Below are 11,692 nucleotides of genomic sequence, written 5' to 3'. Positions count from 1 at the left end.
GAATGTGAAGTATTAGCAAGTGATGTGCCTACACCAGACGCGACCGATAATTGTGGAGGCACGGTAATGGTAACCCATGATGCCACTTTCCCGATTACTTCATCAGGAACAACAGTAATTACCTGGACCTATGAAGATGAAAACGGGAATACTTCAACCCAGACACAAAATGTGATTATTGAAGATGTAACCGCCCCGGTAGCCGATCAAACGATTTTAGCAGATATTTCTGCTGAATGTGAGGTGCTGGCCGGTGATGTGCCTACACCAGGCGCTACCGACAATTGCGGTGGAACAGTAAGGGTTACCAACGACGCTACTTTCCCAATAAGCACGCAAGGAACTACGGTAATCACGTGGACTTACGAAGATGAAAATGGAAACATTTCAACGCAAACACAAAATCTAATTATTAAAGATATAACCGCGCCGGTAGCCGATCAGACAATTTTGGCAGATATCACAGCAGAGTGTGAAGTATTAGCTACCGATGTAACCGAGCCATCTGCTACCGATAATTGTGGAGGAACAGTAAGGGTTACCAACGATGCTACCTTCCCAATCAGCACGCAAGGAACTACGGTAATCATGTGGACTTTCGAAGATGAAAACGGAAACATTTCAACGCAAACACAAAATGTAATTATTAAAGATGTAACCGCCCCGGTAGCCGATCAAACGATTTTAGCTGATATCACTTCGGAATGTGAAGTATTAGCAAGTGATGTGCCTACACCAGACGCGACCGATAATTGTGGAGGCACGGTAATGGTAACCCATGATGCCACTTTCCCGATCACTTCACCAGGAACAACAGTGATTACCTGGACCTATGAAGATGAAAATGGGAATACTTCAACCCAGACGCAAAATGTGATTATTAATGACTCCCCTTTAACACAGGTTATTTTTGAAGATCAAACTTTTGTTTATGATGGTGCTGTAAAAGGATTAGAAGTAGTTAATCTGCCCGAGGGTACTACAGTGTCTTATACGAATAACGAGCAGGTAGATGCTGGAGTCTATGAGGTTACAGCTTTTATAACTTCTGCTAATACCAGTTGTCAAGATCAAACCTTGACAGCTAAGCTTACAATAGAAAAGGCGCCTCAGGAAATTAATTTTGATGAAATTTCCGATAGAAATCAATATACCGACGATAATTTCCAGTTGGAGGCCACTTCAAGTTCGGGGTTACCTATAATTTACTCCTATACTTATAATACCGAAAATCCACCTGCCACCGTAGGCCCCCGGGGCTTTGTACAAATATTAAACAGGGGAGAAATAACTATCACTGCCAGGCAGGAAGGAAATGAAAACTATAAACCAGCAAACCCAATAGTAAGAGTACTTAGGATAATTGGTGGTGAAGCCCGTTTGAATAATGTGGCTATCAACAATATCATGTACCCTAATCCCGATGCAGAGGTTTATCATCTTATGGTTTGTGGAAATGATAAGAATGAAGTGCATATTGAACTGGAACCTAGCCTTGGTGCCTTTACTGATAAGGGAAATGAATTTATAATGGCAACTCCAATTCCTGGTATTTACAGGGAGACGGTAAGAGTTACTTCTGAAGATGGGAATATTACAAAAACCTATACTATAATTATTGAAAAGAGGTTCAGTTTTGATGATATTATTGTTCAAAAATTCAATAATGTCTTGCTTGTGAATAATAATCCGGAAACTAATGGAGGTTATAAGTTTGTTAAATACAGGTGGTATAAAAACGGTTCGGTAATTGGCCACAATCAGTATTATTCTGCAGGAAATGATCTGGTAGACCAATTAGATCCTGATAGCGATTACTATGTGGAAATGGAAACCGAAGACGGAGAAATTTTAAAGACCTGTATTGCAAGGGTTCAGTTAAGGAGTTCCTACAATATAACCTTAACACCTAATCCGGTAAGATCGGGGGGGACTATGGAGCTGTTCGTAGATTTCCCCAAAGAGGAACTAAAAACAATGGAACTTTCTATACACAATCTTAACGGTGTATTCTTGAAAAACCTGAAAGCCAATAGTAAGACTACTCGCATATCTATACCGTATAACCTTCAAACAGGTGTGTATTTACTCCGTATAAAAACCCAGAATATCAATAAGACCTTAAAGTTTATTGTGAAATAAGAAAGATTCACATATTAAAAAACTCACTAAAGTTTAATATATCGATGAATAATAAAGATATAATAGTTTATAAAGAAAGATTTTTATTGAAACTCATGATACTGGTTGTTTTGATAAGTGTAACCGGTAGTGCGTTAGGACAAACGAACAATGAAGTCTCATTCTTTTTGCAGGGCTCATTTTCAAAACTGGATTATAAAGTCTTGAATCAGAAAAGTGAATTGAAAAACGGCTTTGGTTTTGGAGCTGGGTATGCCTTTTATTTATCTGAAAACTGGAGTATTGGTACTGGTGCAGAGCTACAATATATAGAAGGATCTGTTTACCTGCCTATTATTGAAGGTGCCTATCGAACCCGGGATCAGGAAGGGGAGAATTTTGAATTTAGATATCAGGCTAAAGACTTTTATGAGAATCAATATGCTTACTTTTTAAATATACCTCTAAAAATTCAATATGAAACAAAAGGGATAACTCGCTTTTATGCCGGTGCTGGTATTAAAGCCGGACTAAGTTTAAAGTCTGAATACAAATCAAGACTTTCCTCTTTGGTCACCAGTGGTTATTATCCGCAATATGATGTGGAACTTAAAGGCCCGGGATTTGTGGGATTCGGGAAATTTGATGAAATAGACGATTCCCGATCTGAATTCGATATAAATACCAGTTTTATATTGAACCTGGAGAGCGGTGTAAAACTTATACTTGAAAATAAAAAATCTTTATACATAGGTGGCTTTCTGGATTATGGGCTTAACAACATCCGGTCTGGTGCTTCTTCTGAAGAGAAACTTATAAGATATAATAGCCATGATCCAATAGCTTTTTCTGCCAGTAGTTTATTGAATTCACGAGAGAATAGTAACTCGGGGTCTTTTATAGATGAAATAAGAACTTTTGTTTTTGGTTTAAAACTTCGGTATGCCTTTAAACTATAATTACGGTAGATTTATTGGCGCTGCCAAGGGGCATAATAGCCTGAGTAAAAATTGTTTCTAACGAATGCCTCGTGGGCGCGTCATGAGATAATTAAACTCGCAAAAACCAATATTACAAACTAATGCACCCACGTCCTTACTCATAAGGCCTGCCTACAACTTACAAAAAGTCACACCTGATTTCAAGAATGAAACGACCCGAAATAAAAAATTAAGTAGAAAATGCTAGATTAATTACCAGCCTAATTTTATTCTTTTTAAGTCGATATAAAGATTCTTTAAAAGTTTTACTCATTGTATGGAGCTATATTTGCAATTATTTTAAATTCATATAAAAATATTGTTTTACAATAAATTTATATACATTTGAAGAAATAAATTAAATTTTATGATATGCAAAAAACGATGATTATCTCCAAAATCTTATATTTCATTACAAGCATTTTGGCAGGCTTGTATATAGTTACTGGAATATACGGAGCATTAAGTTGGTTAACGAACACCCATTTACAAATCAAAAATGCCCAAACAATTATAACCTATCCTTTTACAGAAAAGGCGTTCTTAATCTTAGATAGCAGTAACACATATTTGGTTTTTTGTTTTTTGATTCCAATTTTTGCGTATGGTTTGTTTTTTTGGTTGTTGTGCAATGTTTTTAAAGTATTCTACCAAGACAAGTTATTTACAACAGAAAATATTGTGCATCTAAGGCGGTTTTATCATCTCAATATCTTTCTGCCTACTGTACTCACCATATTCACATCGTTTTTTATGCCTATTGATAGTGAACTGTTCTTAATAGTTATTCTTCATCTTCTTCTTGGGGTTTTTATTTTTTTTATGTCAGAAATATTTAGCCAAGGATTGACCTTACAAAACGAACAAGATTTATTTATCTAAGCTATGCCTATTATTATAAATATAGACGTTATGCTCGCCAAACGTAAAATGAAGAGCAAAGAGTTGGTAAAAGAAATTGGTATTACCCCAGCAAATTTATCAATACTTAAAAATGGAAAAGCCAAAGGTGTTCGCTTTGAAACTTTAGAGAAAATATGCAAAGCCCTGGATTGTAAACCGGGAGACATCATAGACTATGTAGACTAACGCTTCTTTAAATATTACCTTATGAATACATTGAAAGTCAACAATGTATCCCTTGTGTACAACAATGGATACCAGGCGCTTCATGCCATAAATTTAAACATAACAAACGGTATTTTTGGATTACTAGGGCCTAACGGTGCAGGGAAATCTTCGCTTATGAAAACCATTGTAGGCTTACAAAAACCATCGGAAGGAGAACTGTTTTTCAACGGCACAGACATTGTAAAAAAACCATTGGAAATACAAAAACAGCTGGGTTTTTTGCCCCAATATTTTGGTGTTTACCCTAAAGTTTCGGCTTACGATTTGTTGGAACATTTAGCCAAGTTAAAGGGCATTCACGGTAAGAAAGGGCGTCATAACCAAATTATGACTCTTCTGGATAAAGTGAATTTAACAGATGCTAAAAATAAAGAGGTACATACGTTTTCAGGTGGAATGAAACAACGTTTTGGTGTGGCCCAAGCTTTATTGGGAGACCCGAAAATTGTTATTGTAGACGAACCAACAGCAGGTTTAGATCCGGAAGAGCGTAATAGGTTCAATGCTTTGTTGAGTGAAATCGGTGAGGATATCATCATTTTATTATCCACCCATTTGGTGGAAGATGTACGCAATCTTTGTTCGCAAATGGCCATCATAAAACAAGGAAGCATTGTGGCCGAAGGAAATCCAAATCAATTTATTAATGCGTTGCACGGAAAACTATGGCAAAAAGCCATAAACAAAGAAGAGCTCCCCAAACTGGAACCGAACTTTAAAGTCATCAGCAAACAATTTATTGAAAAGGTGATGCACGTAACCGTTTATGCAGAAGCCTGTCCAACCGGATTTCAAGCGGTAGCGCCAAATTTAGAGCACGCTTACTTCACTCATTTAAATAGTGCAAAATGAAAACGGTTTTAAGTAATGATATACGCGCCTCGTTAAAACAGACAGCCACTCGTTTTGCTTTCCTGGCTTATTTGGTTTTAGGCTTTTTTGCAGGTTATAAGTTCAATATTAATGTTGGCGATGGAATTGCTGCCAATGCGCCCTATTCGGTTGGGTTTATGACAGGTTTGTTAAGTCTGATTATTATTTTAATGGCAACACTGTTGGCTTTTTCAGGATTATTTAAGGAAAGTGATACTAATTTTGGTTTGATAGTTTTTACAACGCCCATAAAGAAGCGTGACTTTGCTTTAGCCCGATTTTTATCCTTCTTTTTACTTACTGTATTCAGCTTTTTTACTTTAATGCTTGGTTATGTTATCGGTTTGCATGTGCAAATAGATGCCGAAATGCTCGCAGGGTTTCAGCTGTGGTATTATGTGTATCCTTTTTTGATTTTTGGGGTAGTAAATAGCTTGTTGGTATGCAGCATCCTGTTTTTTTGTGCTAAAAAATTTCAGAATAAATTATTGGTGGCTATTGCAGGTTTAATGCTTTATATAACCTATATGATTGTGTTGATGTTTTCAAACGCACCGTTTATGGCACAATCGCTACCGCAATCGCTGTTTGCTCAAAAAGTGTCTGCCTTAACAGACATATTTGGGCTGTCGGCTTACTTTTATGATGCCAAAGATTTCGATGTTTCTCAAAGAAATTATAGCACCGTTTCGTTTACCAATGTGCTACTGATCAATCGCTTGCTTGTTGTTTTTCTTTCATTAATCATGGTGAAATTGGGTATTCGTGCATTCTCGTTTTTACCGGTTTTTAAGCAAAAGTCAAAAAAGAAAAACACGGCATTAACATCTAAAAAGACCAAACGTTTAGACGCTTCATTTGCCAAAGTAAGCACTTTATTCAGCCCAAAAACAAGACAGAAAGCACTGTTTTCCTTTGTGAAAATCGATCTTATTTATTTGTTTAAAAGCATCTCGCTTATTTCGGCTTCTGTATTGCTCTTATTTTACGTAGGTGTAGAAATGTATGGCGATATTGATATGGGGATTAGACTGCCACAACAATACGCCAGCTCTGGCTTGTTGGCTCAAACTATTAATGAAACATCTTATTTTATAGGTGCTTTGGTGGTGGTTTACTTTACAAATGATGTGTTTTGGCGCGCAAACGCCAGTGGGTTTTCTATTATTCAAAACACCACCTACTATGCAAGAGAACGATTACTTGCACACAGCATAAGCATGGTGTTATTGATTGTCTTTCTTACGGGTTTAATGCTGTTGGAAGCGATTATTTTTCAGCTTATTTTTCAATATGCCTACATTGATTGGCAAGCGTATTTTGGTGTTTTTGTTTTTAATACGTTGCCACTTATACTTCTTTCCTTAATACTGCTTTTTTTGAATAGTAAGAGCAAAAACAAGTCGATTGCTTTAGGGGTTTCCATCTTGTTTTTCTTATTGTTTGTTACACCTATTTCAAAAAATATCATTTCCAATCCGTTGTTTAGAATATTATCTGGGTACAAAGGTGCTTATAGCGATTTTATAGCTTACGGACCTTACTTAAAAATCTTTTTGTGGCGATTAATTTTTGGATTTTCTCTGGTTGGGCTGCTGTTTTTCGTTTCTCATTTAATCAAAACAACAGCTAAAAGAAAAAACAAATTGGTTGCCCTTATTGTTTGTGGATTCATGGCACTTTTTAGTGGATTTAATTTCTTAAAAGGCTATGAGCCTAAAGATAAGGAGGCTGCTATTTTGGAAAAAGTCACTTATGAAAAAGACTACCGAAAATACCAAAACCTTCCACAACCCACAATTAAAAAGGTAAGCACTAAAATAGACTTGTTTCCTAAAGAACAGGCTTACCGAATAAAAGGCAATTATTGGTTGGTAAACCCACACAACCAAGTTATAGATTCTATGCTTGTAAGTGTTCCTAAAGACTTTGAGATAAAATCGCTTTTATTTAGCTATAAAAATGACACGATAATGTTAGATGGTTCCATTTCAGAATTGAAATTAAAACACGCTTTACAAGCACGGGATTCGGCAAAGCTGGAATTCGAGTTGGCTTATAAATGGCAGGCTGTTAATGGCCATAATCCCTTTAATGCGATTGTAGAGAATGGGTCATTTATGCGAATTAGTCGGTATTTTCCACAATTTGGTTACGATGCCGACAATGAAATTTCAAATAAAAACATTCGAAAGCAACATGCACTAGGGGAAGAGACGCAAATGAAGCCATTGGACGCTCCAAAAACCACTGTAGATGATTTTATTCGTTTAGACATGCAAATCTCTACCGATAAGAATCAAATTGCCGTTGGTACGGGTGAATTAAAGAAGCAATGGCAAGACGCCAATAGGAATTATTACCAGTACCGGGCAGATGCCGTTCCGTTTCGTTTTGCGGTTTCTTCTGCCAGCTATAACGTTAAAAAAGTGCAACACAAAGGCATTTCTATTGAGGTTTTATACCATCCTTTGCACGAAAACAATGTGAACCATCTTATAGAAAACACAAAACTTTCATTGGACTATTGCACCAAATACTTTGGATCTTATCCTTTTTCCTCTGTACGATTTGCTGAAGTTTCCTCGTTTACACAAGGCTTTGCGGGAACGGCTTATCCAGGCGTAATTTTTATGACAGAACACATGACATTTAATGCTAATATAGAAGCCGATCACAATCAGGATGTTATCAATGAATTGGCAGGACATGAAGTGGCTCATTTTTGGTGGGGCACAAACCAAATTGATCCTGATTTTAGAGAGGGTTATGCGATGTTGACTGAAAGTTTGGCAATGTATACCGAAATGATGATTTACAAAAAAATGCACGGCAAAGACAACATGTTGGAGCGTGTTGCCATACACCAACAAATCTATGAAGCTGAAAAGGGTTTTAACGAAGACCTTTCTTTGTTGAAAGCCACTAAAGACAATGCTTTTGTTGCCTATTCCAAGGGTGCCATAGTTTTTGTAGAATTAAGTGAATTGATTGGGGAAGAGCAGTTAAATTTAGCATTGCGATCTTTTCTAAACAAACATAAATACCCAAATTCAAAACCCACGTCAACCGATTTGCTGGAAGAGGTTCTTAGACTGACTGATGAAAAATTTGAGCAAAAAATTAGAGAGATGTTTAAGTAAATTATCCCGAGCAAATTAATAAGGCATTAAATCTCGATTCTTGAGTAAATACCGTTTATAATTAATTGTTGCTGAATTCCTAAATCAGAATTCACCGTTTTTGGTATATTGGTTATTAAGCATAAAAATAGCTGAAAGATTTTATCGCAATGGAAATGAAATTTTAATCACGTAAGTCACAAAGCTAAAGTCTTTGTATTTACTTTGAACAAGATATGAAAATAGAAGAAGAAAAATTAGATAACCCTGTTTGGTATTCTTTAAGCGAAGAACACTATAAGCTTTCATTAGAATATCATGGGATAAAATTTTATCAATCAGAATATTGTCCTTTTGGTGGATTTATAGACCACAAAACACCTAAAGAGGGAATTAATAAATACTTTTTATTGACGGATAATTTTTATGTAGTTGGAGATAAGCCTATTTTAACAGACAAAGTACAACTCAAAAAAGAATTGGTTTGTAACCAAATGTTGCTCAACCAAGAAATTGACTTTGGAATCTCTGAACTCATAATAGAACTTAAAACGACCAGGCAAAAAAATGATTTGTTCGGTCTTGTAAACTTAGTTCAGCCCGGATACTTTAAAAGCAAGACCTCAAATTTAGGGAACTACTATGGCATATATAAAAACGATAAGCTGGTAGCTGTAACGGGAGAGCGAATGAAAATGGACAAATATACTGAGATAAGCGCTGTGGTAACGCATCCCGAGCATACAGGAAATGCTTATGCTAAACAATTAATAAAACACACTGCCAATAAAATATTTAAAGAAAACAAAATACCGTATTTACACGTTGCAGAATCAAATACTGGAGCAATTAAACTTTATGAAAAGTTAGGGTTCTTAACCAGGAGGAAAATTAGTTTTTGGAATTTAATAAAAAAATAAAAACAAAATCTTATCGGGGCTTAACTGTAATTGTATTTAATTTTCACTTTTAATATATTTCTGTAAGGAGAATTATACTATCATCCTTTAGCTTAAGCCTTAAAGCCCGTAATGCTTCATTTGGAAAATAAAAATTGGGTTATACAATATTTTGAATTTCAGGCAGGTTACTTTTATTAGCAAGCTGAAAACCTAAATTCAGATAATTTAATAAATATGAATATTGGAATAGTAAAAATGACTCAGTATGATTTTTCCGGGTATTTTAAGATGGTAAATGATGATAAAGTAATGAGATGATTACCGGAAAATCTATCGAATTAGAAAAAGCTAAAACCGATTTTGAAAAATTGATTAAAGAGAATAGCTTGAACAAAAACTTTGAGAAATTTAAAGTAGTGAATAATGAGACGAATGATTTTTTAGGAATAGCTAAGCTGGAAGTTTATGAGGGAAATAGTCAGGGAGTGGAGATTGGATATATGCTTTCGCCTCAATATTAGGGAAAAGGAATTGCAGATTTTGTTGCAAAAACATTAATTAATACTGTGAGGAGACAAAAATCAATAAAGCAAATATTCGCTATTATTGATCCTAAAAATATAGCTTCAAGAAAAATTTTAACAAACAACGGTTTCACTTCAAATGAACTTAAATGCATTGAGGGCCTACAAAGAGAAATCCTTGAGCTAAAACTTAAAAAGGAAGGTTATAGCTAGAAAGAAGAATATAAAAGATCAGTGATTTAACGATTTTCTTTAAGCTTAATAATTTTACTTCAAAAATAGGATAAGATTAATTGTGAACACCGTATTCTGGTAATAGCCATAATCTTGTATTTTTAAAATTGCATTTTAGGTTCTATTATACCCTGGTTATCTAATTTTGATTTAGGATTGCCTCAGTAAAAACTGAACCTAAAATTAACTGCTCAGGTTCCTATTTCTGATTAATTCTATTAAACCACAACGGTTTCCTTATTTTTGGTTACACTAAGCCTGTGCAATTATTAAGTTTTATCTAATGAACTATATAGTGGCAGCATGAACTATCAAACATACAATCACATAATGATTTAAGTTTACTCGTTAGTTGTTTTTGGACCCTGTAGGTGTCTTTGAAAATAGAACCTCAAAATAATGAATTGTCCTGCACGCTTGTGTTGAAATGGCGTTTATTCCTGGCAACGGCATAAGGCGATACACTTGCGAAAATGATTTTCTACATTAACTTCTTACCATGGTGCTCGAACAAAGAATTCACCCCTTTTATATTGAGCGAACCGGAGTAGTGATCATCCCCCAAAAATTAGGACAGTAAGTTAAGTTCAAAAATAACCTTAATTTTACTGTATTATGACACGAAGAAAATTTACCTCAAAGTTTAAAACGAAAGTAGTTCTTGAAGCCTTGAAAGAGCGTCAAACGGTCAAGGAACTAGCACAAAAATTTGAGATTACTCCACAACAGATCAATACCTGGAAACGCAATTTCCTAAATGAGGCCGATACTGTTTTTTCAAAAGGGGAAAAATCAAAAAAATCAGAAGAAGAGGAAAAGAAAGACCAACTTCTTAAGGTGATTGGGGAGCTTAAAGTGGAGAATGATTTTTTAAAAAACGCCTTGCGATAAAACCTTTAGAAGAGCGTCGAACAATGATATGCAAGGGTCATTCCAAGCTCAGCCTCCAGCAGCAATGCAAGCTATTGCACATCCACCGCAGTGGAATCTATTATAGACCTCGTGGAGAAAGTAAACTTAATTTAGAACTGATGCGCCTGATGGATGAACATTATACCCATCATCCTTTTAAAGGTGCCAGGAGAATGCATACCTGGCTTACCCTGGATAAAGGGTATAAAGTCAATAAAAAGCGTATTGAACGTCTCTATTCCCGGATTATGGGACTCAGAGCTATTATGCCCGGGAAACATACCTCCAGGCGAAACAAAGAACATAAGGTGTATCCTTATTTATTGCGGAATCTTACAGTAGACCGTCCCAATCAGGTCTGGGCGATCGATATTACTTACATTCCTATGCGAAAAGGTTTTATGTATCTGGTAGCCATCATAGACCTGCATAGTCGCTATGTTCTTAACTGGTCTGTGTCCAATTCAATGGATGCCCAGTGGTGTAAAGAAACTTTAGAAGAAGCTATTGAAATCCATGGGACTCCTGAGATCATTAATACCGATCAGGGAAGCCAGTTTACTTCAGAGATCTTTACCCACAGGGTACTATCTAAAAATATTAAACTCAGTATGGATGGAAAAGGAAGAGCTATCGATAATGTATTTATAGAAAGGCTTTGGAGAAGTGTGAAGTACGAAAGTATTTATTTAAATCCTCCAGAATCTGGAGTAGATCTGTACCAACAACTCAATACCTATTTTAAATTTTACAACCACCAAAGAAGGCACCAGGGAATAGAAAATGAAATACCTTATAACCGATATTTAAACCAAAAAAGAAAGGCTGCTTGATAAATGAAAAATAGAACTTAATTTAGCAGCAAAGCTGTCCTAACAAATGGGGGTACTTTA

At 35.7% G+C, this 11,692-nt stretch carries 11 protein-coding genes; all 11 read left to right on the top strand.

Going from position 1 to position 11,692, the window contains the following annotated elements; all coding sequences use genetic code 11:
* The coding region (locus I6U49_RS16420) for an HYR-like domain-containing protein (protein WP_198629646.1) at positions 1-2,142 on the top strand (2,142 nt) is incomplete at its 5' end.
* Between the two features lie 44 nt (positions 2,143-2,186).
* Positions 2,187-3,080 (top strand): hypothetical protein, encoded by an 894-nt coding sequence (locus I6U49_RS16415; RefSeq protein ID WP_198629645.1) that lies wholly within the window; start codon positions 2,187-2,189, stop codon positions 3,078-3,080.
* A gap of 393 nt (positions 3,081-3,473) precedes the next feature.
* Positions 3,474-3,983 (top strand): DUF2975 domain-containing protein, encoded by a 510-nt coding sequence (locus I6U49_RS17315; protein ID WP_198629644.1) that lies wholly within the window; start codon positions 3,474-3,476, stop codon positions 3,981-3,983.
* 3 nt (positions 3,984-3,986) lie between these two features.
* Positions 3,987-4,190, top strand: coding sequence for a helix-turn-helix domain-containing protein (locus tag I6U49_RS16405; protein ID WP_193711740.1), 204 nt, complete (start codon positions 3,987-3,989; stop codon positions 4,188-4,190).
* A 21-nt stretch (positions 4,191-4,211) separates the two neighbouring features.
* A complete protein-coding gene (locus I6U49_RS16400) occupies positions 4,212-5,084 on the top strand; it encodes an ABC transporter ATP-binding protein (RefSeq protein ID WP_198629643.1) in 873 nt (290 codons plus the stop codon).
* On the top strand, positions 5,081-8,248 hold the full coding sequence (locus I6U49_RS16395; protein WP_198629642.1) for a M1 family aminopeptidase: 3,168 nt from the start codon (positions 5,081-5,083) through the stop codon (positions 8,246-8,248). Before I6U49_RS16400 ends, I6U49_RS16395 begins: the two co-directional genes overlap by 4 nt.
* Before the next feature lie 215 nt (positions 8,249-8,463).
* Entirely contained in the window at positions 8,464-9,147 is a 684-nt protein-coding gene (locus tag I6U49_RS16390) for a GNAT family N-acetyltransferase (RefSeq protein ID WP_198629641.1), read from the top strand.
* A 296-nt stretch (positions 9,148-9,443) separates the two neighbouring features.
* A complete protein-coding gene (locus I6U49_RS16385) occupies positions 9,444-9,650 on the top strand; it encodes a hypothetical protein (RefSeq protein WP_198629640.1) in 207 nt (68 codons plus the stop codon).
* 45 nt (positions 9,651-9,695) lie between these two features.
* Entirely contained in the window at positions 9,696-9,866 is a 171-nt protein-coding gene (locus I6U49_RS17310; RefSeq protein ID WP_394370309.1) for a hypothetical protein, read from the top strand.
* A gap of 636 nt (positions 9,867-10,502) precedes the next feature.
* Positions 10,503-10,778 (top strand): transposase, encoded by a 276-nt coding sequence (locus I6U49_RS16380; RefSeq protein ID WP_198627104.1) that lies wholly within the window; start codon positions 10,503-10,505, stop codon positions 10,776-10,778.
* Entirely contained in the window at positions 10,775-11,632 is an 858-nt protein-coding gene (locus tag I6U49_RS16375) for an IS3 family transposase (RefSeq protein WP_317191834.1), read from the top strand. The genes I6U49_RS16380 and I6U49_RS16375 overlap by 4 nt, the downstream gene beginning before the upstream one ends.
* The last annotated feature ends 60 nt before the right edge of the window (positions 11,633-11,692 follow it).

Source organism: Salegentibacter maritimus, from assembly GCF_016236915.1.
GTDB classification, from domain to species: domain Bacteria; phylum Bacteroidota; class Bacteroidia; order Flavobacteriales; family Flavobacteriaceae; genus Salegentibacter; species Salegentibacter maritimus.
The sequence above is the reverse complement of the archived record's forward strand: the minus strand, read 5'-3'. Positions and strand labels throughout refer to the sequence as shown.

Coding starts and splice junctions, on each gene's coding strand:
- I6U49_RS16415 (WP_198629645.1), top strand. CDS start 2,187: ATGAATAATAAAGATATAATAGTTTATAAAGAAAGATTTTTATTGAAA.
- I6U49_RS17315 (WP_198629644.1), top strand. CDS start 3,474: ATGCAAAAAACGATGATTATCTCCAAAATCTTATATTTCATTACAAGC.
- I6U49_RS16405 (WP_193711740.1), top strand. CDS start 3,987: ATGCCTATTATTATAAATATAGACGTTATGCTCGCCAAACGTAAAATG.
- I6U49_RS16400 (WP_198629643.1), top strand. CDS start 4,212: ATGAATACATTGAAAGTCAACAATGTATCCCTTGTGTACAACAATGGA.
- I6U49_RS16395 (WP_198629642.1), top strand. CDS start 5,081: ATGAAAACGGTTTTAAGTAATGATATACGCGCCTCGTTAAAACAGACA.
- I6U49_RS16390 (WP_198629641.1), top strand. CDS start 8,464: ATGAAAATAGAAGAAGAAAAATTAGATAACCCTGTTTGGTATTCTTTA.
- I6U49_RS16385 (WP_198629640.1), top strand. CDS start 9,444: ATGATTACCGGAAAATCTATCGAATTAGAAAAAGCTAAAACCGATTTT.
- I6U49_RS16380 (WP_198627104.1), top strand. CDS start 10,503: ATGACACGAAGAAAATTTACCTCAAAGTTTAAAACGAAAGTAGTTCTT.